The organism is Salinisphaera sp. RV14 (assembly GCF_052044135.1).
GTDB lineage: Bacteria > Pseudomonadota > Gammaproteobacteria > Nevskiales > Salinisphaeraceae > Salinisphaera.
In genome coordinates this window covers 1-24,947 of record NZ_JBQDYF010000021.1, presented here as the reverse complement: position 1 = coordinate 24,947, position 24,947 = coordinate 1, and the positions used below count along the sequence as shown (strand labels likewise).

Annotated in this window: 25 protein-coding genes; 9 read left to right on the top strand and 16 right to left on the bottom strand. The window is 65.5% G+C overall.

From position 1 onward, the window contains the following. Nucleotides 1-110: 110 nt before the first annotated feature. From ACS8Y6_RS15810 to ACS8Y6_RS15800, 3 genes are read left to right on the top strand one after another with little or no spacing between them, the layout of a single operon-like run. Nucleotides 111-1,823, top strand: a complete 1,713-nt coding sequence (locus tag ACS8Y6_RS15810; RefSeq protein WP_440850899.1) for a thiamine pyrophosphate-dependent enzyme — start codon at nucleotides 111-113, stop codon at nucleotides 1,821-1,823. Beyond that, complete coding sequence (locus ACS8Y6_RS15805; protein ID WP_440855980.1) at nucleotides 1,820-2,305, top strand: GNAT family N-acetyltransferase; 486 nt, start codon at nucleotides 1,820-1,822, stop codon at nucleotides 2,303-2,305. Before ACS8Y6_RS15810 ends, ACS8Y6_RS15805 begins: the two co-directional genes overlap by 4 nt. Before the next feature lie 59 nt (nucleotides 2,306-2,364). Further along, complete coding sequence (locus ACS8Y6_RS15800; RefSeq protein WP_440850897.1) at nucleotides 2,365-3,837, top strand: AMP nucleosidase; 1,473 nt, start codon at nucleotides 2,365-2,367, stop codon at nucleotides 3,835-3,837. Between the two features lie 385 nt (nucleotides 3,838-4,222). On the opposite strand, the gene ACS8Y6_RS15795 is transcribed toward ACS8Y6_RS15800, so the two are convergent. The 6 genes from ACS8Y6_RS15795 to ACS8Y6_RS15770 form a co-directional block, all read right to left on the bottom strand. Next, nucleotides 4,223-4,573, bottom strand: a complete 351-nt coding sequence (locus ACS8Y6_RS15795; RefSeq protein WP_440850896.1) for a GFA family protein — start codon at nucleotides 4,571-4,573, stop codon at nucleotides 4,223-4,225. After that, on the bottom strand, nucleotides 4,570-4,977 hold the full coding sequence (locus ACS8Y6_RS15790; protein ID WP_440855979.1) for a GFA family protein: 408 nt from the start codon (nucleotides 4,975-4,977) through the stop codon (nucleotides 4,570-4,572). Before ACS8Y6_RS15790 ends, ACS8Y6_RS15795 begins: the two co-directional genes overlap by 4 nt. Before the next feature lie 10 nt (nucleotides 4,978-4,987). After that, nucleotides 4,988-5,632: a LysE family translocator gene (locus ACS8Y6_RS15785; protein WP_440855978.1), complete on the bottom strand. Its 645-nt coding sequence runs from the start codon at nucleotides 5,630-5,632 to the stop codon at nucleotides 4,988-4,990. 6 nt (nucleotides 5,633-5,638) lie between these two features. Then, on the bottom strand, nucleotides 5,639-6,274 hold the full coding sequence (locus ACS8Y6_RS15780; RefSeq protein WP_440855977.1) for a hypothetical protein: 636 nt from the start codon (nucleotides 6,272-6,274) through the stop codon (nucleotides 5,639-5,641). A 124-nt stretch (nucleotides 6,275-6,398) separates the two neighbouring features. After that, entirely contained in the window at nucleotides 6,399-7,589 is a 1,191-nt protein-coding gene (gene cytX / locus ACS8Y6_RS15775; RefSeq protein ID WP_440855976.1) for a putative hydroxymethylpyrimidine transporter CytX, read from the bottom strand. A gap of 48 nt (nucleotides 7,590-7,637) precedes the next feature. Next, nucleotides 7,638-8,210 carry a helix-turn-helix domain-containing protein gene (locus tag ACS8Y6_RS15770; RefSeq protein WP_440850891.1) on the bottom strand — a complete coding sequence of 191 codons (573 nt, stop codon included), beginning with the start codon at nucleotides 8,208-8,210 and terminating at the stop codon, nucleotides 7,638-7,640. 95 nt (nucleotides 8,211-8,305) lie between these two features. Here ACS8Y6_RS15770 and ACS8Y6_RS15765 point away from each other — a divergent pair, with 95 nt between their 5' ends. The 3 genes from ACS8Y6_RS15765 (at nucleotide 8,306) to ACS8Y6_RS15755 (ending at nucleotide 11,288) form a co-directional block, all read left to right on the top strand. Beyond that, nucleotides 8,306-9,208, top strand: a complete 903-nt coding sequence (locus ACS8Y6_RS15765; RefSeq protein WP_440855975.1) for an EamA family transporter — start codon at nucleotides 8,306-8,308, stop codon at nucleotides 9,206-9,208. Nucleotides 9,209-9,379: 171 nt separating this feature from the next. Further along, the gene (locus ACS8Y6_RS15760) at nucleotides 9,380-10,729 is read left to right on the top strand and encodes an arylsulfotransferase family protein (RefSeq protein WP_440850889.1); all 1,350 of its coding nucleotides are present in this window, start codon (nucleotides 9,380-9,382) and stop codon (nucleotides 10,727-10,729) included. Beyond that, nucleotides 10,719-11,288 carry a cysteine hydrolase family protein gene (locus tag ACS8Y6_RS15755; protein ID WP_440855974.1) on the top strand — a complete coding sequence of 190 codons (570 nt, stop codon included), beginning with the start codon at nucleotides 10,719-10,721 and terminating at the stop codon, nucleotides 11,286-11,288. The genes ACS8Y6_RS15760 and ACS8Y6_RS15755 overlap by 11 nt, the downstream gene beginning before the upstream one ends. 7 nt (nucleotides 11,289-11,295) lie before the next feature. On the opposite strand, the gene ACS8Y6_RS15750 is transcribed toward ACS8Y6_RS15755, so the two are convergent. The 7 genes from ACS8Y6_RS15750 to ACS8Y6_RS15720 all read right to left on the bottom strand — a co-directional run bounded on the left by ACS8Y6_RS15750 (nucleotide 11,296) and on the right by ACS8Y6_RS15720 (nucleotide 20,269). Next, nucleotides 11,296-11,781 carry an N-acetyltransferase family protein gene (locus ACS8Y6_RS15750; protein ID WP_440850887.1) on the bottom strand — a complete coding sequence of 162 codons (486 nt, stop codon included), beginning with the start codon at nucleotides 11,779-11,781 and terminating at the stop codon, nucleotides 11,296-11,298. 159 nt (nucleotides 11,782-11,940) lie between these two features. Then, nucleotides 11,941-13,362: an amidase gene (locus ACS8Y6_RS15745; protein ID WP_440850886.1), complete on the bottom strand. Its 1,422-nt coding sequence runs from the start codon at nucleotides 13,360-13,362 to the stop codon at nucleotides 11,941-11,943. A 203-nt stretch (nucleotides 13,363-13,565) separates the two neighbouring features. Then, the gene (locus tag ACS8Y6_RS15740; RefSeq protein ID WP_440850885.1) at nucleotides 13,566-14,486 is read right to left on the bottom strand and encodes an oxygenase MpaB family protein; all 921 of its coding nucleotides are present in this window, start codon (nucleotides 14,484-14,486) and stop codon (nucleotides 13,566-13,568) included. 308 nt (nucleotides 14,487-14,794) lie between these two features. Continuing rightward, entirely contained in the window at nucleotides 14,795-16,564 is a 1,770-nt protein-coding gene (locus tag ACS8Y6_RS15735; protein WP_440850884.1) for a methyl-accepting chemotaxis protein, read from the bottom strand. Between the two features lie 576 nt (nucleotides 16,565-17,140). Beyond that, nucleotides 17,141-18,169 carry an L-glyceraldehyde 3-phosphate reductase gene (gene mgrA, locus ACS8Y6_RS15730; RefSeq protein ID WP_440850883.1) on the bottom strand — a complete coding sequence of 343 codons (1,029 nt, stop codon included), beginning with the start codon at nucleotides 18,167-18,169 and terminating at the stop codon, nucleotides 17,141-17,143. Between the two features lie 419 nt (nucleotides 18,170-18,588). After that, nucleotides 18,589-19,212, bottom strand: a complete 624-nt coding sequence (locus ACS8Y6_RS15725) for a PEP-CTERM sorting domain-containing protein (protein WP_440850882.1) — start codon at nucleotides 19,210-19,212, stop codon at nucleotides 18,589-18,591. Between the two features lie 535 nt (nucleotides 19,213-19,747). After that, nucleotides 19,748-20,269, bottom strand: coding sequence for a hypothetical protein (locus ACS8Y6_RS15720; protein WP_440855973.1), 522 nt, complete (start codon nucleotides 20,267-20,269; stop codon nucleotides 19,748-19,750). Here ACS8Y6_RS15720 and ACS8Y6_RS15715 point away from each other — a divergent pair. Continuing rightward, nucleotides 20,268-20,723 carry a hypothetical protein gene (locus tag ACS8Y6_RS15715; protein WP_440855972.1) on the top strand — a complete coding sequence of 152 codons (456 nt, stop codon included), beginning with the start codon at nucleotides 20,268-20,270 and terminating at the stop codon, nucleotides 20,721-20,723. The genes ACS8Y6_RS15720 and ACS8Y6_RS15715 overlap by 2 nt on opposite strands. A 150-nt stretch (nucleotides 20,724-20,873) precedes the next feature. Then, nucleotides 20,874-21,314: a hypothetical protein gene (locus ACS8Y6_RS15710; RefSeq protein ID WP_440850879.1), complete on the top strand. Its 441-nt coding sequence runs from the start codon at nucleotides 20,874-20,876 to the stop codon at nucleotides 21,312-21,314. Between the two features lie 118 nt (nucleotides 21,315-21,432). Here ACS8Y6_RS15710 and ACS8Y6_RS15705 read toward each other — a convergent pair whose 3' ends face one another. The 3 genes from ACS8Y6_RS15705 to ACS8Y6_RS15695 all read right to left on the bottom strand — a co-directional run bounded on the left by ACS8Y6_RS15705 (nucleotide 21,433) and on the right by ACS8Y6_RS15695 (nucleotide 23,649). After that, complete coding sequence (locus tag ACS8Y6_RS15705) at nucleotides 21,433-22,098, bottom strand: VC0807 family protein (protein WP_440855971.1); 666 nt, start codon at nucleotides 22,096-22,098, stop codon at nucleotides 21,433-21,435. Between the two features lie 489 nt (nucleotides 22,099-22,587). Further along, complete coding sequence (locus tag ACS8Y6_RS15700) at nucleotides 22,588-22,794, bottom strand: hypothetical protein (RefSeq protein WP_440855970.1); 207 nt, start codon at nucleotides 22,792-22,794, stop codon at nucleotides 22,588-22,590. A 327-nt stretch (nucleotides 22,795-23,121) separates the two neighbouring features. Beyond that, a complete protein-coding gene (locus ACS8Y6_RS15695; RefSeq protein WP_440850929.1) occupies nucleotides 23,122-23,649 on the bottom strand; it encodes a cysteine hydrolase family protein in 528 nt (175 codons plus the stop codon). A gap of 189 nt (nucleotides 23,650-23,838) precedes the next feature. Here ACS8Y6_RS15695 and ACS8Y6_RS15690 point away from each other — a divergent pair, with 189 nt between their 5' ends. Further along, nucleotides 23,839-24,705: a LysR family transcriptional regulator gene (locus ACS8Y6_RS15690; protein WP_440850876.1), complete on the top strand. Its 867-nt coding sequence runs from the start codon at nucleotides 23,839-23,841 to the stop codon at nucleotides 24,703-24,705. Nucleotides 24,706-24,947: the final 242 nt, after the last annotated feature.

The window sequence follows — 24,947 nt, the reverse complement described above, 5'->3', positions numbered from 1 at the left end:
GGCTGCGCAGGCCTCGTCAGCCCGGGCCGCGTAACACCACGGATAGCACCCGGGCCCGACCCAGGTTGTATGATCGAGCGATCGAGAAATTCCCGGACCCGAGCCGCGCAATGAGTCAGAACGTCGCAGAAATCATGGTCGCCACCCTGCTTGAAGCGGGCGCCAAGCGCTGCTATGGCGTGGTCGGCGACACCATCAACCACCTCACCGATGCCATCCGCCGCTCGGCAATGGACTGGGTCCACGTTCGCCACGAGGAAGTCGGCGGCTTCGCGGCCGGCGGCGAGGCCTACATGACCGGCGAGCTGGCCTGCTGTGCGGGCACCTGCGGGCCCGGCAGCACCCATTTCATCAACGGCTTGCTGGAATCGCACCGCAACGGCGCGCCAGTGGTGTTCATCGCCTCGCAGGTGGCGACCGCCGAGATGGGTGTCGGCTTTCCGCAGGACGTGGACCAGCGTCCGCTGTACGCGCAGTACAGCGTGTTCTGCGAATACGTCGCCAGCCCCGAGAACGCCAGACGCCTGACCGCGATCGCCGCGCAGAAGGCGCTCAACGAAGGCGGCGTCGCCGTGTTGATCGTGCCGGGCGATATCTTCACCGCCAAGCCGGAGAACTCTCTGCCGTGGCGCACGATGCGCTTCGATCCGGTCATCCGCCCGTCGGAATCCGAACTGGACACCGTGGTCGCCGCGCTCGACGCGGGCAGGAAAGTCTCCATCTATGCCGGCTACGGCTGCGCCGACGCGCATGACGAAGTGATCGCGCTGGCCGACAAGCTCGGCGCGCCCATCGCCTGGACCTCGCGCGCCAAGGATTTCATCGAATACGACAACGAACTGGAAGTGGGCATGACCGGCGTGTTCGGCCTGGCCGGCGGTTATCGTGCGGTCTCCGAATGCGACACCCTGCTGCTGCTCGGCTGCAGTTTCGCCTGGGCCCAGTTCTACCCCGAGGACGCGACCCTCATCCAGGTCGATATCGCCGCCGGCCAGATCGGTCTGCGCCATCCGGTGGATATCGGCGTGATCGGCTCGGTGCGCGATACCTGCGCCGCCCTCGTCGAACGTATCCAGCCCCACGACGACCGCGACTGGGTCAACGCCTGCCGCCAGACCTATCTCGAGTCACTCGACGAGGCAGCGGTCGAATCGGACGACGACGGATTGATCCATCCCCAGGAACTCACACTCGCGCTGGATCGACACGGGGCCGACGATGCCGTGTTCACCGCCGACGGCGGCAGCCCGATGGTGTGGTGTCTGCGTCATATCAAGGCCAACGGCAAGCGCCGGACCCTGCCGAGCCTGGTCCACGGCACCATGGCCAATGCCTATCCGCAGGCGCTCGGCATCAGCCAGGCGTATCCGGGCCGGCAGGTGATCGCCATGTGCGGCGACGGCGGGCTGTCCATGCTCATGGGCGATCTGCTCACGCTGGCCCAGTTCGAGATCCCGCTCAAGATCGTGATCTTCAACAACAGCTCGCTCGGGTTCGTGGAACTGGAACAGAAGGTCGACGGCCTGCTGGATGCGTATACCGAACTCAAGAACCCGGATTTCGGCGCGCTGGCGCATGCCATCGGCCTGTGGGGCCGCAAGGTCGAGGCCAAGCACGAGCTCGACGGCGCCGTGGCCGAACTGCTCGCCCACAACGGGCCCGGCATTCTCGATGTGAAGGTCAATCGCATGGAACTGGTGATGCCGCCGCACATCGAGTTCGGCCAGGTCGCCTCCACCGCACTGTATTCGACCAAGGCCGTGCTGTCCGGGCGCATGGGCGAAGTGGTTGATCTGGTACGCAACAACTTCTGGACGCGATGACCCCGACCGCCGACGCCGGGCTTGCGCAGCGCAAGCCCGAACCCGGCGACTACGCGCAACTGGCCGGCTGGATCCCGGATGTCCATGCCGCGCAGCGTTGGGCCGGTCCGAATACGCCCTGGCCGCTGGACGGTCCGGGCCTGGCGCTCGCGTTGTATCGCGAACAAGCCTGCCCCCACGTGTTGGTCGACGAAACCGGCAGCTTGATCGCCTTCGGCGAATACCATTTCAAGCCGCCCGCCATCGTGCGCTTCGCCCGCCTGATCGTGAACCCGGCCCGGCGTGGCCAGCGCATCATAGATACACTGATTTTCCGGCTTGCCGCAGAGGCCGACCGGCATCGCGCGTCCGACACGCTCGAACTGGCCGTGTTTGCCGACAATGCGCATGCAGTCCGCGCATACAAGCGGCTCGGTTTTGGCATCTGCCGGGGGACGGTTGGCGACGACATCATGACCTTGCAGCGAGAGCCGTTCGACTGACGCCGCGAGCTGCTAATCTCGCCCCGACAACGGAACCGACGCACAAGGACCACCACGAAATGCCCGGCACCGCACATGGCAACGCCCGCGACCTGCAATCCTTCGACACCGCCGAGGCCGCCCTCGCCCGGATCGAATCGCTGTATGCCGCCGCGCATGCGCAGATGGCCGACCGGCATCGTCGGTTCGTGGCCGGTGAGCACGCGCCGGAACCCCTGCCGGCGGCCTACTACCCCTACGTCGGGATCGAAACCACGCCGGATCGACTGGTCAGCTCGGTACGGCCGACCTACGGCTCGCTGCGCAAGGGCGGTGTGCACGGCACCACCGTCACCCGGCCGGATCTGTTCCACGACTATCTGCTGGAGCAGCTGTCGTTGCTGATCGAAAACCACGGCGCGCCGATCCAGGTCGGCCTGTCGGATCAGCCGATCCCGTTGCCGTTCATGATCGAACAGGCCACGGCCAATCTCACCCCGGCGGCGGTACGGGCGATGGAACGGGCCTTCGATCTGCCGGATCTGGCCAACATGAACGACGCGATTCCCAACAGTACGCATCGCACCCAGCCCGGCCAGCCGTTCCCGCTGGCGCTGTTCGATGCCCAGCGCACCGATCTGGCCCTGCAGCGCCTGGCGCACTACACCGGCACCGACCCGTCGTATTTCCAGGGTTTCGTGCTGCTGACCAACTACCAGCGCTATGTCGACGATTTCGCCACCTATGCCCATGAACAGATCGCCCACCACGACGAGTACACCGGCTTCATCTCGCCGGGCGACGTGGTCGAGCCCAACCCCCGCTTCGATCATCTGAGTGCCGGCGGCGAGACGCCGAAGCATCTGCCGCCGATGCCGGCCTACCACCTGACCCGCGAGGACGGCCTCGGCGTCACGCTGATCAACATCGGCATGGGCCCGGCGAATGCCAAGACCATCACCGATCATGTGGCCGTACTGCGCCCGCATTGCTGGCTGATGATCGGCCACTGCGGCGGCCTGCGCCGCTCCCAGCAGCTGGGCGACTACGTGCTCGCCCATGCCTACGTGCGCGAGGATCATGTCCTCGATCAGGACCTGCCGCCGTGGGTGCCGATCCCGCCGATCGCCGAAATGCAGATCGCGCTCGAGCAGGCCGTGTCCGGCGTGACCGGGCTGTCCAAGCGCGATCTCAAGAACCGGCTGCGCACCGGCACCGTCGCCAGCACCGACAACCGCAACTGGGAATTCCGCTACGACGAACTCTACGAGCGCTTCTCCCAGTCGCGCGCCATCGCCATCGACATGGAAAGCGCGACCATCGCCGCCAACGGCTTTCGCCTGCGCGTACCCTACGGCACCCTGCTGTGCGTGTCCGACAAGCCGATGCACGGCGAACTCAAGCTGCGCAGCATGGCCAATGCCTTCTACCAGAGCCAGGTCCAGCAGCATCTGACCATCGGCCTGGAAACACTCAAGCTGATTCGTGAGTCGGGCGTCGAAGCCCTGCATTCACGCAAGCTGCGCTCGTTCGACGAGCCAGCGTTTCGCTGACCCGCCGCCAGCCTCGGGCCCACGCCATAGGCCGTGGGCGCGCGCCCGGCCATTGGGCCGCCTCCGCGGCCGTGTAGCCCGTCGTTGATGGCGCTCGGCCCGGCCAACAGGCCCCATGGAAGCTCCCGGGGCCTGCGCGCCACGAATGTCCGGGGCCCTTCAGCCCCGCGGTTCGAACCCCGGATAATGCGGCGCGCCATCGTCCAAACGATAATAAAACCTGGCACAAAAACAGCTGAAAATCAGCTGTTTTTCAACGCCGACAAAGCCAAAGACGACGCCTGTCCGTCTTTTGTTTGTGTCGGCTTCGCGGCCGATGGCCGCGGCGAGGGTGCTTGCGCATACTCGCGTTATTAATCCGGCATGAAGGTATTTTCATGCCGGATTAATAATAATCGCCCGCTTCGGCACAGAAGATATGGGTCGTGGTTGTCTCGCCGGTAGGCTCGTCGAAGGCGCCGGGGCTGATTTCGATCCACGGGCTGTCCGTCTCGTCGAACAACAGACTCGAGCCGCAACGGCTGCAAAAGCCACGCGCCGCCGCTGCCGAGGATCGCCACCAGGCCAATGCGCCCGCCGCGGTCAGTTCGAATCGCCCGCGCGGGATTTCCATTGCGGCCCAGTAGTAGCCCGACCAGCGCCGACAGCTTTCACAATGGCAGGCGCCGACCGGCGCCAGATCGCCGTGCACCACAAAACGCACGCCGCCACAGGCACAGCCGCCCGCATGCGTCACGAGTCCATGTCCGGACCGGAAAACCGCGGCGTGTTCGGGTCGATCGCATAATAATCGCCGGCCTCGGCGACACAGATATGGGCCGTGGTGGCGAGATGCGTGGGCGCGTCGAGCGCGCCCGGCGCCACCGACACACGATCGGCGTCGTGCCGCCGATAGAACAGGCTCGACCCACAGTGGCTGCAGAAACCGCGTTCGGCGAACTCCGACGAGGCCCACCAGGCGAGCTCGGCCTCGGCATCGATGATCAAGGCATCGCGCGGCACATGGGTGGCCGCCCAGTAATACCCCGACCAGCGCCGGCAGGTCTGGCAGTGGCAGGCGATGACGTCGGTCGGCCGGCCGACCAGACGGAAACGTACGGCGCCACAGGCGCAGCGGCCGGCGTGTTCATGTTCGCTCATGGCGCCCGCCTCAGCGATGCGCGGCGGCCAGACGCGCGCCGAGCCCGATGAAAATCACGCCCACGCCGCGCTCGGCCCAGGCCGCCAGACGCCGCCGCCCCTTGAGAAATCGAATCAGCCGATCACCGACCACGATCAGCGCCGGTTCGATGATGCCCGCCACCACGAACAACAACAGCCCGTGCAAGGCCAGCTGTGCCGTTACCGGCCCGGCGCCGTCGACCACGAACTGCGGGATGAAGGCCAGGAAGAACAACGCGACCTTGGGATTGAGCAGATCGACCAGAATGCCCTGTCTATAGGCGGCCCGGCGGCTGGGCGCGGCCAGCGCCGAGGGCGTGTCGGCGGCGTCGGCGTCGCGCCGGGCCGAGACCAGTGACTGAAGGCCCAGCCAGACCAGATAGGCGGCCCCGACATACTTGATGATCGAGAACGCCATCGCCGAACGCGCGAGGATCGCGGCCAGGCCGAGCACCGTGGCCGCGACATGCACGAGCGCGCCGGTCCATACGCCGAACATGGCCGCAAAGCCATGGCCACGCCCGTGCCGCCCGGTCTGGGCAGCAATGAACAGCAGGTCCGGCCCCGGCGCGATCTCGAGCGCGAACGCCGCGCCGAAGAACGTCAGCCAGTGGGCCAGCGAGTAATCGAACATGGCTTTTCAATCCTGAAAGCGATCGATGTCGCCAGTGAGTTTAACTCGAACCAGGGCCGCAACCAGCCGCGGGAAATCATCCCGCCCGATCAGCCGCGCCAGCTTCGCCGCGTCGGCCGGCAGACCGAGCTTGTCGGCGGTCGTCAGGCTCGCCTTGTCGGCGAAGGGATAGAACTCGCCCCAGACCGCCTGCACCTCGCGCAGAAAGATCGCCGCGCCGGTATTGCCGATGCCCTTGAAGCGCTTCAATGCACGCTTCGCAGCGTCGATATCGCCATCGGCCTCCGTGCGCAGCCGGCGCAGATCGCCGGCGTAGGCCTCGCGCAGGTGATCGTTAAAATCCATGATCTGGGTCGAGGTCTTCTCGTCCACCCGGGCATAGCCGGCGCCGTTGAATACGTCAACGCGCTGGCGCCACGTGCTGGCCGCCAGCTTGTCCGGCGTGGTCCAGCCGGCCGCGGCCATCGCCTGTGCCGCACGCATTGCAATGTCGGCCTGCACGGGCGCGCTGGTCAACAGCGCCAGGCACAGCAGCCGAAACAGCGGCGACGGTGTGTTCTTCGCGATCGGCGCGCCCAGTTCGGCGGCGAAGGTACGGCCATGCTCGGCCAACAGCGCGTCGATCAATTCGCTTTGTTTCATGGCGAGGCCACATCAACGCAGGGGCTGATGCCCAGCCTACCGCCTGTGCGGCGACGTGTATTGGCGCGCGGCTTCATCGTCCGCGACAACAGCCCGCCGCGCACGACCGGGCCCCCGACACGCGTCAGACCGCGTGCGCGATGGCCCGGGCGCGGCGGCTGAGCACGTAGAGCAGCGCGGTGACCGCGAACGAAGGCAAGGTCGCGCCGATCGGCGTATCCAGCGCCAGAAAACCGTAATAGCTCGCGACACCCATGGCCCACACGCCCAGCGCCGGCCAGGCCAGCACGCCGGGCTCGTCGACGCGCTCGCCGAGCGCGAAATAGCGCGCCAGCACCACGGCATACAGCGGCGAGAACAGCGCGCCGATGGTATAGAGAAATCCTTCGTAGGCCGAGTTCGGCGCCACCAACGCAATCACGGTGCCGATCGCCGTCATCGCGAGCGCCAGTACGCGCGGCGAGGCGACCGGCGCGACATGGCGCAGGCTCACGCCCGCCGAATAGGTGTCCATGAAGGTCGTGGTGACGGTCGAGAGCACGATCACCGCCAGGGCCGCCACGAGCGCCGGCGCGCCCGAGACCAGCGCGCCGAGATCCAGCCCACCGAAATGCAGCGCCATGAGCAGGCCGATCGCATACATCCACGCGCTGCCGATCGCGTACCCCAGCCAGGTGAACACGGCCGCGGCGCCGCCGCTTGTCGCGTGGCGGTTGTAGTCGGCCACCAGCGGCAGCCAGGACAACGGCATGACCACCACCAGTTCCAGCGCCGCACCGAAGCGCATCGACGTCGCCATCGGCGCCGGGGCGGCGCCGGCCACGAAGAACAGGCGCACGAACACGGCCAGCAGCAGCCCGATCAACAACACCACGGCCAGCGTGTTGAGCCGACCGATACCGGCCCGGGCGAAAGCCGCCCAGCCGGCGACCAGCAGCCCCAGCACGCCGATCCACAGACCGATCGGCCCGACCGCCCCGAGGTGCCCGGCCAGGCTCGCGAACTGGCGCGCGCCGGTGGCCAGCATGATTGCCGTCCAGCCGACCAGTTGCAGCACATTGAGGGCCGCGAACAGGCGCCGCCCGGCCGACCCGAAGGCCGCGCCCGCCGTACCCATCGCGCTCTGGTTTTCGCGGCTGCCGATCAGTCCGGCGGCCACCAGCAGCGTGGTGCCGATGACATGGCCGAGCACGATCGCGACCAGCGCACGGCCCACCCCCAGCGGCGCGAGCAGCGTGCCGGCGAGCATCTCCGACAACGACACAGCGGCGCCGAACCAGAGGAAAAAGAACGGAATGTCGCGAAACCCGCGCATGGGCATGCTCTCCAGACAGTTTCAGGCCGGGCCGGCCTGTCGGCCAGATCAATAGACGACGTTGCGCACGAAACGCAACAGCATATCGCCCCCGTTGGCATAACGATGCGGCCGATCGCTGGGAAAGACCCGGAAATCGCCCGCCACGATCACGAAGTGCTCGTCGCCGAGCGTGACCGTCAGTTCGCCGGTCAGCACCACGATCATGTTGGCCCAGCCCGCCGGATCGGCAGCCGAGGCATAAACCTCGCCGGGCGCCATCGACCAGGACCACAGCTCCACTTGTTCGCGCGCCGTCTTGCTGGCGAGCAGCCGGGCCTGGCTGTCGGCGCTCGCGCCCGCCCAGGCGACCTCGTCGATCCGGGTCGCGTCGGGGGTTTCCGGCGGCGCCACCAGCGCATAGAACGCCACGCCCAACGCCTCCGCCAACCGATCGAGGGTATTGAGGCTGACGTTGACGTCGCCTTTTTCGATGTTGACCAGCATGCGCCGGCTCAGCCCGGCGGCTTCGGCAAGGGCCGCCTGGCTCAAGCCGGCGGCCGCGCGCAGGCGACGCACGTTGGCCGCGACATGCACGAGCACATCGGGCCGCTCACCAGGACTGTGCAATATATTGCTCATCGCGTTATTTTGCGCCATCATGCGCCACCGGCCAAGCCGGATCGAGGTTCCGGCGCCACCGCGCGCCGGCGATACGACGTGGTGTCGAACCGCTCATGCAAGCCCATCATCGTGCCCTCATTGCCCGGAGCTGGCCCGTAGCGCTGCTTCTGATCGCCATGAGCGCGATCCAGAGCGGCGCCTCGCTGGCGAAGATGCTGTTCCCGGTCGCGGGCGCGGCCGGTACCACATCGGTGCGCCTGATCATCGCGTCGCTACTGCTACTGGCCGTGCTGCGCCCGTGGCGCAAGACCATCTCCGCCGAGGCCTGGAAGGCGATCGCGGTCTACGGCGTCGCGCTCGGTGCCATGAACTTCCTGTTCTACCAGGCGCTGGACCGGATTCCGCTCGGCATCGCGGTGGCCTTCGAGTTCACCGGCCCGCTCACCGTGGCCGTGGCCTCCTCGCGCCGGGTATTCGACCTGCTCTGGGTCATGCTGGCCATCGCCGGGCTCGCCGTGCTGCTGTGGCCGGGCTCCGACACCACGGGCGCGGTCAACTGGCCCGGGGCCGCCTGCGCGCTCGGGGCCGGCGCCTGCTGGGCGCTGTATATCCTGTTCGGGCAGAAGGCCGGCGCGGTTCACGGCATGCACAGCGCGGTACTCGGCGTGACCATCGCGGCGATCGTGGTCGCCCCGATCGGCATCTGGCAGGCCGGCGCGACCCTGCTCACGCCGCATGTCCTGGCGATGGGCGCCGGGGTGGCGATTCTGTCGACCGCGCTACCCTATACGCTCGAGATGATCGCACTGCCAAGGCTGCCCACCGCCATGTTCGGCACCTTGATGAGCCTGGAGCCTGCGGTTGGCGCCCTGTCCGGCTTATTGTTTCTCGGCCAGGAACTGGATCTATGGCAATGGCTGGCGATCGGCGCGGTGATGTGTGCTTCCATCGGCACCACGCTCACACCGGGCGCCGAAACCGAGCCGCATGTCGAGGAACCGCCGCGGCCGGACTGACCCGGATCGCCCGCCGCGACGGACGGTCGCGGTGACGGTGCAGGGGTTTGCCAGGGCCTGTAGCCGCTTCACACGGCACCGCGGCGTCGCGTGAAACGGCCACAGGCCCTAGACTCTTTGGCTAGTTTTCGCGTCATGATCCCGGGTTCATGACGCCAAGCCCGGCGGATCATGAAACTGAGCTATCTCGCAAACGCATTGCATGTCCTGGCGGTCCTGTTTCTGGCTTTCGCGGCCGGCATCGCCGTCAGTCTGACCCAGGTCTGGCCCTATCCGCTGTTTCACGATGCCTACAAGGCCGGGATGGCCGAATGGTCGCAGTCGCAGACCGCGGTCAACCCGCTGGCCACCGATCTATGGCGTCGTGCGCGCACCAATGCCCGCGGTGTCACCGTGCACGACGCCGCGAAGATGCAGCCGGGCTATACGCTGTTCACCTCGGGTGACGGCAACGTCGCGCGCCTGATCGATGCCGACGGCCGCGTCGTCCATGAATGGAAGATGCCGTTTTCCAGGGTGTGGACGAAAAACGCCGCCGTTCAGCATCCGCAGAAGGATGACCTGATCTACATGCGCCGGGCCAAGCTGCTGCCCAACGGGCATCTGCTGGCGATCTATATCTCGGGCAACGATACGCCCTGGGGTTATGGCCTGGTCGAGCTCGACGCCGATTCCCACATCGTCTGGCGCTATCTCGCGCATGTGCATCACGATCTGGATGTCACCAACGATGGCCGCATCGTTACGCTGACCCACGACTTCACCGATCAACCGTTGTCGGGCTACCGCTTCGTGCCCACGCCTTATCTTGAGGATTTCCTGGTCACCCTGTCACCGAACGGCAAACAGCTGTCAAAGCTGTCGCTCACCCGTATGCTGGCACGCTCGCCCTACGGCATATCGCTGCGTCGCGGCGAGCCCTGGTTCGCCGATTTCGACCCGCTGCACGTGAATACGGTCGACTGGCTCGGCCCGAAGGACATCGCCGCCCTCGGTTTCGGCAAACCCGGCGACGTACTCGTCATGTTCCGCCAGATCAACCTGCTGGCGCTGGTCGATCCCGAGGCCCAACGCATCGTCTGGGCCATGCACGGTAACTGGCTGGCGCCGCACGACCCGCACGTGCTGGCCAACGGCAATATCCTGATGTTCGACAACCTCGGTAACATGAAGCCGCACAACCCGTCGCGCGTGATCGAATTCAATCCGCGCAACGACAAGATCGTGTGGTCCTACGATGGTAGCCCGGGTCAGCCGCTGGACAGCCGCATCCGTTCCACCGACCAACGCCTGGCCAACGGCGACACGCTGATCACTGAATCCGACGGCGGCCGGATGCTCGAAGTCACCAAGGCCGGGCAGATCGTGTGGGAATACGTCAGTCCGATCCGGGCCGGCGATCATAACCAGTTCATCCCGGTGCTCTCCGGCGGGTATCGCATCGATCCGGCCTCGCTGGACCCGGCGTTCCGCCAACGGCTGGCAACCCGGGAAAAACAGATCCAGGCCCATGCCAAATAACGCGACGGCACTGCTGCTGGTGGATTTTCAGCGGGCCTTCGACGCGCCCGGGCTCGGCCCGCGCAGCAATCCGCGGGCCGAAGACAACGCGCTCGCATTGCTCGCGTTCTGGCGCACCACCGGCGCGACGGTGGTGCATATCCAGCACAGCTCCACCGAAGCCGGCTCGGCGCTGGCCCCGAACCGACCCGGGCATGCGTTCAAAGCCGGTTTCGACCCGGCGCCGGGCGAACTGTGGCTCACCAGGCGCGTCAACAGTGCATTCATCGGCACCGACCTCGAAGCCGAACTCGAACGCCTGGGCAGCCGATCCCTGGTCGTTGCCGGCCTGACCACCGACCATTGTGTCTCGACCACCGTTCGCATGGCGGGCAATCTCGGCTTCGAGGTCGTGCTGGCCGGCGATGCGAGCGCGACCTTCGAACGCCGGGCGGCCGACCCCACCCGGATCGATGCCGACACGGTGCAACGCGTCCACTTGGCCAGCCTCGATGGCGAGTTCTGTCGCGTACGCAGTACCGCCGCGATCCTCGACTCGATGACCGGCCAGGCGTCGTGACAGTCGGTCAGGCGCCGCTGGCGAACGCCTTCAAACGCTCACCTTCCAGCCGATAACCGATCCACTCGCTCTGCGGGGTAGCGCCAATCGACTCATAGAAAGCGATCGCCGGCGCGTTCCAGTCGAGCACGTTCCACTCGAAGCGGCCATAGCCGTACTCGACCGCCATGCGCGCGAGATGGCGCAACAGCCGGGTGGCATGGCCCTGGCCGCGCGCCGAGGGCGTGATATAGAGATCTTCCAGAAAGATCCCGTGGCGCCCGAGCCAGGTCGAAAAGTTGAGAAAATACACCGCAAAGCCAACCGGCTCGCCTTGGACCTCGGCCATCAGGGCATGCACGGTGGCACCCGTACCGAACAGACGCTCGCGGATATCGTCGACCGTGGCCACGACTTCACGCTCGGCTTTTTCGTAGATCGCCAGTTCCCGTATGAAGCCGAGAATACGCTCGGCGTCGGCGGGTTCGGCGGGACGAATCACAAGTTCAGACATCGTTGCGGGACTCGGAAACAGACAATCAGGCGCCCCATTATCCGGAAACCGGACAAAAGCGCGAGCCGGAGGCATCGCGTGGTATACGCCACGGCAGGTGACGTCGATCATCACTGCCGGCGCGCGACCAGACTCTCCGCTCCCGGCCAAGCGGTTCGATCAGCCGTCAAGCGCCGGATCCGGTACGCGCGGCAAACGCGCGGGATACGCATCGAGGTAGGCATTGGCCGCGCGCAGCACGCGAATGTCATCGAACATGCCGCCGGCGAGCTGGAAGCCCACGGGCAGCCCCGAATCCGTGAAACCGCAGGGGATAGAGGCCGCTGGTTGCTGGCTGATATTGAATGGATAGGAGAATGGCGCCCATTCTTCCCAGTCGGTCATATCGCTGCCCGGCGGCACTTCGTGATTGATCTCGAACGGCTCGATCGGTACCGACGGCGTCATCAGCAGATGATAGTCCTGGTTGAAATGTTCCAATTGCTGGGTCAGCTTGGCGCGTTGGTCGAACGCTTGGAACAGATCGAGCGCGCTCCAACGCTCGGCCTTCCGGGCATTGCGCACCAGGCCCGGATCCAGCAACTGCCTGGTCGCTTCGTCGCATTGCGCCCAGACCGCGAGCGAGGCAGTGAACCAGAGCCGACGGAACACCTCGATCGGCGACGAAAAACCCGGGTGAATTTCGACGATCTCGGCGCCGAGAGCTTCCAGTTTTTCGGCCGCTTCGGCGACCCGTGCGGCGATCTGCGGGTCGACCTGGGCATAGCCCAGATCTTTCGAATAGGCGATGCGCAGACCGCGCAGATCACATGCCAGATCCTCGCCCCAATCATTGGGCTGGCCACGCTTGGCATAAGGGTCGCGAAAATCGTAGCGGCCGATCACGTTCAGCATACGGGCCGCGTCACGTGGATGCCGGGTGATCGGGCCGATGTGTGACAGGGTGGCCATCTTCGACGGCGGCCACTGGGGAACCCAGCCGAAGCTCGGCTTGAGACCGAACACGCCGGTGAACGCCGCCGGGATACGGATCGAACCGCCGGAATCGCCGCCTTGATGCAGCACGCCCATATTGAGCGCGGCGGCGGCAGCAGCCCCGCCGGAGGAGCCGCCGGGCGTGAGACGCGTGTCCCACGGATTGCAGGTGGCGCCGAACACACGGTTGTCGGTCACCGCCTTCCAGCCGAACTCGGGTGTGTTGGTCTTGCCCAGCAATACGGCGCCGGCCTCGCGCAGGCGCGCAGCCGGCGGGGCATCGGTCTCGCACAGCGCCGTACCGGTCGTCGCCGAGCCCTCACGAGCCGGCATGCCGGCGACCTCGGTCAGATCCTTGAGTGAGACCGGCACACCGTCGATGTCCGAGCGTTGCGTGCCCTGCCCCCAACGCCGCGCCGACTCGGCGGCGGCTTGTTCCGCGCCTTCGCGGTCGACGTAGACATAGGCGTTGACGTCGTCATTGAAGCGATCGATACGATCGAGCGCGGCGCGGGTGGCCTCCAGGGGTGAAGCCTCGCCGGAGGCAAACAGTTCGGACAGCTGGCCGGCGTCCATCAGGCCGAGATCGGTATCGTGATCGCTCATGGTGTCGTGCTCGACGGGTCGAATGATCAATTCTGACCGTAACGCCCGGATGTCAACCCGGCTATCCGTATTGGTACGCAACCCTTTGACAACACAGGCGCCTGTGGTCCGCTGACGCGGCGCCGACCGCGTTCACCCGGCCCATGCCGAGCCGGCCGTACAACTGACCGCCGGGAACGGGTAGTACCTGTTCCAATCGGCGCTTAGTCGAAGACCAGCGCCTCGCGACCGGCGCCGCAGCGCCGCGCCGAACGCATGGCCACGCCTTCGCTCATGGCGGCCCGGATCAGTGGTGCAACCCGCCCGAGCGCGGCCGCCGCGGCCCGGTCGAGCACCCGCTCGCGCCGTGTCCGCCCCATGTGGACCCGCGCCCATTCCGGCAACAAGGCGCCCCCGGCGCCGAGAAAGGTCCGGCGCGATACGCCGGCCACCGGCACCGGCAGTTCCATCGCCTCGAGCACCGCCAATGTGGCGCGCGAACGTTCGTCGAAGCGCAGCTGGGACTGGATGGCCGCGAAATAATCGGTCATTTCGGCTTTCGAAGCCGGCACGTTACGCGCCCCGAGGCGTTCGGCGATGCGGCGCGTCTCGTCGAAATAACGATCCTCCGCACCGGCCGGCAGAGCGGCGCGGCGATAACGCTTGTAGCCTTCGATGAACATCGCCATCTCGGTGCAGTGCACCCAGGTCAGCAATTCCGGATCGCGCGCGTCGTAGGGCTCGCCTTCCGGCGTCTCGCCCACCACGCGGGCATGCATGCGATCCACGATATCGATCAGGCGCTCGGCGTCGGCCATCGGCGCGTAGCTGGTCGCGGCCACGAAGGTGGTGGTGTTGCGCAGCCGGCCGAGCGGGTCCTCGCGAAAACGTGAATGATCCCACACGCCGGCCAGCGCGCGGGGGTGCAGCGTCTGCAGCATGAGCGCGGCGATACCGCCGGCCATCATGCCCGGGAAGTCGGCATGGATCTTCCATGTCACCGAATCCGGGCCGAACAGCCCGCGGTCGCCGACCGGCGCATCGTAGTCGATGCCGAACTTGTCGTGCGTGGCCACGGTATCGATGATCCAGCCCCGCACGCGCTCGTGTATGGGGTCGAGCCAGCCACGAGGTAGCCAAGGCACTCCGGAGCGCAAGCCTGTTTCTCCGCACTGAAAGAAAAATCCGGCAATGACTATAACCCACCGTCCCTTTCGCCGGGGCGCCCCTACCGCCCTGGGGGCTGTGCAGGATGCTCACCCGGCCGAGCACCGCGGACGGGTCGCGAATCAGTCAGCTGCGGCAAGATACGAGGGCCTGTTGCAGCGCAAGCCGACAGTCGACGAACCGCGACCTCGCGCATTGCGCGCCGGATTACACGCGGAGTGCCAGGGCCTTGCTTTAACGTTGGTGGACGGAACGAGCATGGATCGATACCCGTGAGGACAACGCGCTAAAACGTCGCCCACTCGTCGGCTTCGGCGGCCGGCTCGGCGGCCGCCGGTGTCTGCGCGGACTCGCGCGCTCGAGTCGGCGCCCGCCGGGTCTCGGGCTGCTCGGACGCCTCGGACGCCGCCGAAGACTCGGAAGACGCCGCAGGCGGGGCCCCAGCCTGCCTGTCCTCGTGCACCGGGGCGGCATCGGCCGACTCGTCCGATAGCTGTTCCTGGCGGGTCGTCGGCGCATGCTGCCCCAGGTGGAAAACCGACATCTTGGTGAACAGTTCCTGCGCACGGCTTTGCAGATCGTGGCTCGCCGCGGCGGATTGCTCGACCAGCGCCGCGTTCTCCTGCGTGCTCGAATCCATGTCGGCGATCGCCAGATTGACCTGCTCGATGCCCCCGGCCTGTTCGCGACTGGCCGAGGCGATCTCGGCGATCAGCGCGCTCACCTTGTGGATGCGCGTATTAATGGTCTCCAGCGCTTCGCCGCACAGGCTGACCTGCTTGGAGCCATCCGCGACTTTCGAGGCACTGTCGGCCACAAGCGCCTTGATATCGTCGACCGCGCTGGCACTGCGATTGGCCAGGTTGCGCACTTCGCTGGCCACCACGGCAAAGCCCCGTCCCTGCTCGCCGGCCCGGGCCGCCTCGACCGAGGCATTGAGCGCCAACAGATTGGTCTGAAAGGCGATATCTTCAATCAGGCTTACAATGTCGGTGATCTGGCGGCTGGAGGCGTCGATCTCGCCCATGGCCGCCACGGCGCTGCGCGCCACCGAACTGCCGTCGTCGGACCGGGTCTGCACATCACGCGCCAGTGTTTCCGCCTCGACCGCGTTATCGGCGTTCTGCTTCACGGTGGCCGTCATCTGCTCCATGGACGCCGCGGTCTGCTCGAGACTGGCCGCCTGGCGCTGGGTCCGGGCATTGAGTTCCTCGCTGCCACTGGCAATCTGGGACGCGCTGGCGCCGACCGACTCCGAACTGCTCCGGACGTCGCTCACGGTATCGACCAGGCGCTGCTGCATCCCGCCGAGGGCGGTCAGCATGGCGCCGAACTCGTCGCGGCGCGAATGGGCGATCTCGTTATCCAGGTGACCATCGCCGATCGATTCGGCCAACCGCCGAGCCTGGGCCAGCGGCCGCGTCACCAGACGCACCAGGATCACGGCCACGATCACGCCCGCCAGGAGCGCACCCGCACACGTGCCCGCGATCAGCAACGACAGCCATTGGGCAATCTGCCCGCTTCTGGCGTGTACACGCTTGGCGGCGGCCATTTCGCTATCGCGCAAATCGTAGAGCTTGCGCGCGGCGATGGTCAGCGGCAGCGACAGCCGGGCGTTGTAATAGGCTTTGGCCAGAAAGGTCTTGCCCTGGCGCAGCACTTTCGCGAACTTGTCCAGCTTCGGATTGAGCTTGTCGAACGTCTTCTGCAGCTTGTCGGCCTGCTTGCGCTCGGCAGGCGACGAAACACGCGCCGGGTAATAATCGCTCCAGTGAGTCTGCAGCGTCTGGCGCGCGTCCTTCAATTCATCGGCCAGGGCCTTGATGTCGCCAGGCTGGCCGGCATGCAGACGGCCGCGGACGTTCTGCAGCATGGTCGCGTAGGTCTGGCTGGTCTCGGCCAGCGCACTCACGCCCCGCAGATTCGTGGAATACAACGCGTCGTTTTTCGCATTGAGCTGTGCCACCGCATAGAGCGACAGCGCGCAGAGCACCACCCACGCCAGAATAGTGCTCCCGAAGGCCCAGGTGATTTTAGCTTTGACACTCGACAAGAATTGCACAGCTCCTCCCTTCGCGTTCAGAACAGGCACAACCTTGTCCGGGTGGCCTGCCCGATATGTCGCGTATCGGCGGACGGGCTTTTTTCTTGAGCGTCTCGACTGCTCGTGCGCCTGAAGCAGCGCCTTGATCTTCCTTCTTGTTTGCGCTCATTCGCATGCATTGTTGGACCAATGCCCGGGCTTGTTCAGCCCGCCGCGTATCGGACACCATCAAGACCGACGCTGAAGAACAGACCGCGCCGCCCCCGATGCCGGGAACGGGCGGCCCGAGACCATCGGGAGTCGCGCATGGTGGCGATTTCGCGTCCGACCCGGACCGCTTCTTCGCGGCTCGGCGTCTTGCGCTCCGGGTGCTTCGGCGACGTGCCGTTATCGAAGCGGACTTCGACTTCCCAGCCACTGTGGCCTTCACGGCCCCTGATTTCGTAGATGTCGCTCGGCAGCGCGCTCGAGCGATTGCCAGTCGGCCAGATTCGGCTTCGTGACGTCTGCAATCGATTCGGGATAACGGCGCCGCGCCTGCGGACCATTAAAGACCCGGGTCGGGCGCGGCGCACACCGGGCGTATCAGGCGTTGCTGGACGCCGCCCAGAGATTGATGTCCTCGTCCGTGGCATAGTTGTCGATTTCGTCCAGCTCGGCCGCGGTAAACGACAGATTGTCGGCGGCCCGGGCGCAGTCCTCGACCTGCTCGGGCCGCGAGGCGCCAATCAACGCCGAGGTGATCCGCTCGTCGCGCAGCACCCAGGCAATCGCCATCTGGGCCAGTGTCTGCCCGCGGCGCCCGGCGATGTCGTTGAGCTTGTTGAGATGCGACACTGCCCGCTCCGAGAGCATGTCCGGATCCAGCGATTTGCCCTGCGTGGCACGCGAGCCTTGCGGGATACCGCCGAGATATTTCGAGGTGAGCATGCCCTGGGCCAGCGGTGTGAACGCGATCGCGCCCATGCCGATTTCGGCCAGGGTATCGGCCAGCCCGTCGCGCTCCACCCAGCGATTGAGCATGTTGTAGCTCGGCTGGTGGATCAGGCACGGCGTACCCATCTCGGCGAGTAGCGCCGCGGCCTCGCGCGTGCGCTCCGCGTTGTAGGACGAAATGCCCACGTACAGCGCCTTGCCCTGTTTCACCAGGCTGTCGAGCGCGCCCATCGTCTCTTCCAGCGGCGTCTCCGGGTCGACCCGGTGCGAATAGAAGATGTCGACATAATCCACGCCCAGCCGCTGGAGCGATTGATCGCAGGAGGCGATCAGGTACTTACGGCTGCCCCAGTTGCCGTAGGGGCCGGGCCACATGTCGTAGCCGGCCTTGGACGAGATGATCAATTCGTCGCGATAGCCGGCGAAGTCGGTCTTCAGGATCTGGCCGAAGGCGCGCTCGGCCGAGCCCGGCGGCGGGCCATAGTTATTGGCCAGATCGAAGTGCGTGATGCCGTGATCAAACGCCGTGCGACAGATCGCCCGCTTGGTTTCGTGCGGCGTGTCTTCACCGAAGTTGTGCCACAGCCCGAGCGATACCACGGGCAGCTTCAGCCCGGAGCGCCCACAGCGGCGATAGACCATGGACTCGTAGCGGCTCTCCGACGGGGTATAGGACATCGCGTGCTCTCCTGTTCGCGACACAGGCACCGTGCGACCGATCGATCTTCGCCAACGCTTGCGGCTGCCGGTCGCACGCTACATGCAGGATTGGTCGGGTGACTCTATCACCGACGATCCTCCAGCGCGGCGCACGCAAAGCGAAGGCGATCGCATCGGCGGCCGAGGCAGGCCATGCGCTATTAACCCGGCACAAAAACAGATGATTTTTCGGGTTAATAGCGCGAGTATGCGACCGCATGCTCGCCGCGGCCATTGGCCGCGAAGCCTTTGAAAATAAAAAACGGACAGGCGCCGGCTTTTATTTTTGAAGGCGTTGAAAACAGCTGATGAAGCCAGCTGTTTTGATGCCGGATTAATAAAACAAATCGGCCGGCGCCCGAGGGGGCACCGGCCGATTCGCAGCCTGCGCAGCAGTACTACTCGGACAACGAACGGCGCCGATAGGCGGCGAAGCCGAGCAGGCCCAAGGCGAGAGCGAACAGCGCGAAGTTGCCGGGCTCCGGCACATCGGCGGGGCTCGGGTCAGAGACATACTTCAGCGTCGCCTTGACGGTGGCGCCGTCGCAGGGGCCACTGTCGAGCCCCCAAAGGCCGCGGTTGAACGTCTCGTCCGACAAGCTGACCTGGATCAGGCCGTCGCCGTTGGGGCCGAAGGCGAAGTTCAGCGGGTTATTCCAGTGCACGACGCCCTCTTGATACCAGTCGAGGAAGCCAGTGAAGGTGCCGTAGGTTTGGCCGTTGATCGTACCCTGACCGCTCGTCGGCGACGTGAAGCCAAACTGCACGCTGATCGGCTCAGACGTGAACCCCTGCAACAGGCTGTATTCATTTGTCCAGATATCGAACAGACCGAACGTTTTGGACTGTCCGACGTTCAAGTCATAGCTGAACGGGTTGTGCGAATAATCCTGCGTATGAATCGCAAGCCCCGGATAGGAGGAATTGGCGGTAACGCTATAGGACGACGAGATCATCGTCGCATTCGCGCTGACCGACACCAGAACTAACAACGCAAGCGCGCCCCACTGCAACATTTTCATGCTTAACCCTCGTGAATTTTCGGCGCTGAAGCGGCAGCATACCGCGCGCCATTCCCGGGCGTAGAGCAAGCAATGTGCCAAACACCGATCACTTTATGTGCGGCATCGGTATCGACGGAGACCGGAATCAAGCGCCCCGAAAATATACAAACAAAACAATATGATATAAGCATGATATAAGGTTGCGCGATGCATCGATCTCTTGTTTTCCCGAATGGGCGAACCGCGGACAGGGCAAACCCACGCCACCACAGCACGACGCTGTAAGATGACCCGACGCCCGGGGCATCACCCGAATCGGCCCGGCCGGGCCGTACTGATCGGATTACGGCCTTCAGTCGGGCGAGTGGGCGGGCCAACCCTCGAAGCCAAAACGAATTATTGGCCGCCCGACAATCCGGCACCGGCATGGTCCAACGTATCGAGCTGACGGGCCACATGACAGCCGAGCCGACACCACAGGCGCGGCGCCCGCCGCCGATGATGCCATTGGATCGGGCCGCAATGCCGTGCCGATCCGGCGGCCGTCGGCTTGTTACAGAACCCTGCCGGGCGCGGCCCTGCCCGCGGCCGGAGGCGACCGGTCGTGCCGCGGCACCGAGCCGGGCGTGGCCGCCAGCTGCCTGACCGCGGCTTCCAGTCGAGCCTGGTGGCTTTGCAGGTCGGCAACCTGGATACGCAAGCGTCCGACCTCGGCCGAATTGGCCGCCGGCTTGTTCAGCGCGAACAGCGACACGACCACGGCCAGCGTGGAGATACCGATATGCGTCCAGTTGCGGACCCTCTCCTCGGACTCGGCGCGCGACTTCTTGCGAAAATACGGCCCGAGCCCGCCCGTGCGCATCACCCGCCTGGCCTCCACGCCCAGGCGAAAGTAGCGGATATTATCCTCCGCGTGGCCGCAGTCCTCCAAAAGCCCCGGATCAACCCGGGCCAGCCAGGCGATCATGCGCTGGACCCCTTCGCCGTTGTCACCCATGCCGCAACGGTCGGCAATGTGGGCCCAGTAGAAGTACGGCTCGTGCTGATCGGTAAAATCGATACAGGCCTGGAGCATGCGATCGAGCTCGTTTATCGGGAACGGCGCTTTCATCGGTTGGGCCTCGCTCAACGCAATCGTTCAACACCCCGCCTCGTTCGATAACAACGAATACGCCGCATTGAGCGCGGTGGCAATATCCGGGCGGCGCGGCACGCCATGCGCCGCTGACCGCGCACCGCTTGCGAGGGCGGGCGCCGCCGTCGTCCCCTGTACCCAGCGCGCACCGGCATGCCGAATACGGCAGAATAACCGTGACAAGGCGCTGTGGCCGGTTGCCGTGCTCGGCATTATCGTCGTGGTCACCCTCGTCAGGGGTATCCACTACGAATTGCGCTATCACATGACACTCCTCTTGCCGCGGCTGCCGGTCCGGCATCGCTTGCGTATCGTGCTCGGCATATTCGGCGCGTCGTTTCTTTTCCTCGCAATGCAACGCTACTGGACCCGCCGGGATGTGGCCGACCATTGAGGCGGCGAACCCACCGCGCGCCACCCCTCGATTCCGCGGCTCGCAGCCGTGGATCCGCGCACGCCGGGGGCGCGACTGGAATTTTCCCGCCCATGCCCATAGCGTTGCTTCCGATCCATCGCAGACCAACGCCCGAGCCGTAAAAGACCCATGAGTGAAAACGACCTCGTCGAAGCCAGCCCCTGCAAACTGCGCAATGGCAACTGGGGCTGCAAGACCCAGCAGCCGGTCCAGGTGGGCGACACCGTGCGCATCGTCACACGCGCCAACAAGCAGTGGCGCGCCGAGATCACGCAGGTCGTGTGGACCGACGACCAGACCTGCATCTGCGAAACGGCCAGCGAGAACAGCAAGCCCTCCGCGGCATCGCAGCCCGGGAAGACCCAGCCTGCGGCCCAAAACGGCCCGTCCCGAGCGGGCGCCCCCGGAACGTCGCCAGCCCGCGAAGACGACGCGCCGGCGCCGCCCCGTACCGAAAATATCCCGACCGACGATCTCGATGCCATGGCCGATTCAGCGGCCGAACACGACGGCGAGCTCGACGACCTGATGAGTGCACTGCAGGAATTCGAGCGGGAGCCGCGCCAATAAGGCGCCCAGCTGCAGCGCCACGACACGCCCGGCAACCGGCGCCGCACCGACATGCGGCTCACGCCGGCCGATCACTCACGCCCGGGCAGCGTGGCGGCCGATCTGCCCCGGCCCGTGGCTACGGCTCCTGCGCGCTTTCAAGCACGGCGGCCCAGTCGGCGCGTTTTTGCAGATAGCGCCGGTATCCGAGCGTCCAGAGCACCAGCAAACCCATGGTGCCGTAACCGATGAAGGGCTGGACGATCAGGTATTCGTGGATGCTGACCGAGAAAACCAGCACGCATGCCGCGGCGGTCGACAACAGCAGGCCCACGCCCCAGGTGAGTGTCATGACCGTCATCGCTCGATGAAAATGCGGCTGGTGGCGAAGCGCTTCGAACACGGCGGCCTGATCCGGAGCGCTGCGCTCGATGCCGGCCCGGGCGAGATAATAGATCAGCGGCCTCCGGACCAGCACCGAGCCGAGAAAAACCATACCGATCAGTGCGGTCACCAGATTCTCGCGCAGCTGAAGAAACCGCGCCGACCCCGAGCCGATCATCGCAAGCAGCGACAGCGCGATACCCCCGAGCACCATGACGGAAACGGCATCCAGCCGTCGTCGCCGCACGAACTCGATGATGGCCCACAGCATCGGCGGCACCGATGATGCCATCAGCGCCCGCACATCCCCCAGGGTCGGCGCCAGCTGATCGTAGATCAAAAGCGGCAGCACACAATTGACGCCGAGCTCCGCGGCGAGGCGCGCACCGTGATGCCAAAATGGATGGATGAAACGGCTCATGAGCATTGGCCCCGCGTCGGCCACGCCATCAATGGCGAGTCCCCGATCGATGGTACGCCCAACCCACGCTGCCATACAGACCCGGCCAGGTGAAGCGCGTCGACCGCCGCCGGCCGCCCGGACAACCGCCCGCTTGATTATGTATAAAGTTCAGTCAAAGGCTAGACGACGCGCTTGCTCGCGCATGTGAAGCAGCAATGCGCTGACTTCACTTCTTGTTTGCGCTCATTCGCGTGCATTTGCGGACAAGATGCCCTGGCGTATTCAGCCAGCTGCGTGTCGCACATAATCAAGACCACTCCTTAGCGGACCGGCCGCGCCTGGCCGGGAATGGAGCCGGCATATCCGGCGCGCCCCGAGCAGACGGCACCTCGCCTGTCGCCACGTCCGAGTGGGCCACATGCGCTGGCGCGGGTTGCTCAATGCCGCGCCGGCCGTACGACGGGCCGTGGCTGCCCCGACGCCGGTGCCGCTACGCCGCTTTCGACACTACTGCAGGCCGGTCATCAGCTCCGGCTGCCCCCAACCCGCGAGTCGGGCATGCGAGCGCTGGAAATAAGCCCGCCAGAAATCTTCGAGGCTTTTAAGCGTGTCTTCGCCGCGATAGCCCCCGTCAGCCGCAAACCCGGCCCCGGTCACATAGACCTTCGCGTCGCCCCCGTTTGAAATAAACCCCGCGCCGGCGATCTTTTTCAACGCCTCGCCGGCGTTGGTTGTGCACTCAGGGCCACCTGCCCCGCCACTCGAGGCGCGACGCACGCAACGGGCGGCCGGCACGACACGGGGCGCCACACCCCTGGGCATACGGCGATGCGCCGGGGCAGTTACCGGGGCACAGCCCGACTATTTATCCGGCATCAAAACAGCTGACTTCATCAGCTGTTTTCAACGCCTTCAAAAATAAAAGCCGGTGCCTGTCCGTCTTTTATTTTCAAAGGCTTCACGGCTGATGGCCGCGGCGAGAATGCTTGCCCATACTCGCGTTATTAACCCGGCATGAAGCTATTTTCATGCCGGGTTAATTTAAGCGGCGATTATCGCGTCAACAGCGACCACCCGGGCGAAGATGTCCGACAACATCGCCAGTTCGGCGCGCTGCAGCTCGGCGGCCGGCAAGATCCCGTCACCGTCAGCACGCGGCAGATCACGGGTCGCCACGGCATCTTCCGCGATCGTGACCGGATAGCCCAACTCGTTTGCCACCCGCGCCGTGGTCGACACGCAGACATGCGTCATGAACCCGGCCAGCACCACCTGACCGACGCCGCGCTCTTGCAGGCGCGCCTGAAGATCGGTGCCACCGAAGGCGCTCGGCACACGCTTGATCACAACCGGCTCCTCGCCGTGCGGCGCGACTTCCGGCATGATCGAAACGTACGGCCCCTCGGGATCGAACATGGGGCCTCCGGCCTCCCCATGATGCGCGATATGGATCAGCGTCCCGCCATGAGCGCGCCAATGCGCGATCAGCCCTGCGATGTGCTCGAGCGCCGGGGCGAGACCGGATAACGGCAACGCGCCTTTGCGGTATTCCTCCTGTGCATCGATCACGATCAACGCGGCGGTTGCCGGCGTACCGACAGGCAGGCTTGCGCCGGCAATCTCAAGCATTGTGTGTGTGGCCATGTCTCGTCTCCTTGATTGCGAGCGCACATCATGATCCGGCTGATTGGCAATTCAAATCCGTTCGTTTGCAGGCATGCTCTGCGTACACGCAGATGCTAGACCAGACGAACCGCGATGAGCACATTGGATTGGGAAGGACTGAAAACCCTGGCGCTGGTTTGTCGCGGCGGCACGATGAGCGCCGCCGCCCGTGAGATCGGCGTCAACCAGACCACCGTGGCACGCCGCCTGCAGCGACTCGAGGCACAGCTGGGGTACCCCCTGCTACGCCGCGACGGTCAGCGCTTGCGCGCCACGCTGCGCGCCGAACCCCTGCTGCAGACCGCCCGGGCAATGGAAGATCGACTTGCCGCCACCCTGATTCAGACACAGACGGAACCGCGGCGCGAACGGATCGCCGGCGTGGTCCGCGTGACCGGGGTGGATGGTGTGCTCGAATACGCCGTCGGGCCCAGGGTCGACAGCCTGCTGTCGGCCCATCCGCGTCTACGGCTCGACTTGGTCGGCGGGAATCGTAATTTTCGTGTCGCGCAACGCGAGGCCGATATCGCCCTGCGCCTGGCACGCCCGACAAGCGGCGTCTTTCATGCCCGACGACTCGGCGATCTCGCCTACGGCGTCTATGCCACCGCCACGGACACAGACCCCGACAGCGCACCCTGGGTGGATCTGAATGAGCAATTCATCGACAAGCCCGAGCAACAATGGCTGGCGGCGCATTTTCCCGATCGGCGAACCATCGCACGCGCCAACCGCGGCGGCATCATGGTGCAATTGGCCCTGGCGACCGGCGCCTGTTGTTTGATGCCGCGCTGTATTGGCGATCATGTCGCAGGCTTGAGTCGGCTCGACATGACACCGGCCGGACGCGAACTCTGGCTACTGACCCATCAGGACATGGCCCATCTGCCCCGCGTCCGCGTGGTGGCCGATTGGCTGGCCGCCACGTTGTGCGACGGCGTGACCGTGACGCCTGCTTGATGATGCCTTCATGCCCGGGGCGCGTTCGCGTTACTGCGCGCGCGATCACAGCCCGAACATCAAACGCCGAGGCACCGACAAGCCAACCACCGCAGCATCCGCGATCGCCAAGATAACCGAGCCCGCCCGCACGCATGCGCATGTCACAAGGCCTTCTTGACATGCGTGCGTAAAGCGGCACCGGGCTCTAAACAGAGCCGCCCACCTTGGCTGCCAGCAAGCGGGCCATTTCATCTGCCGGC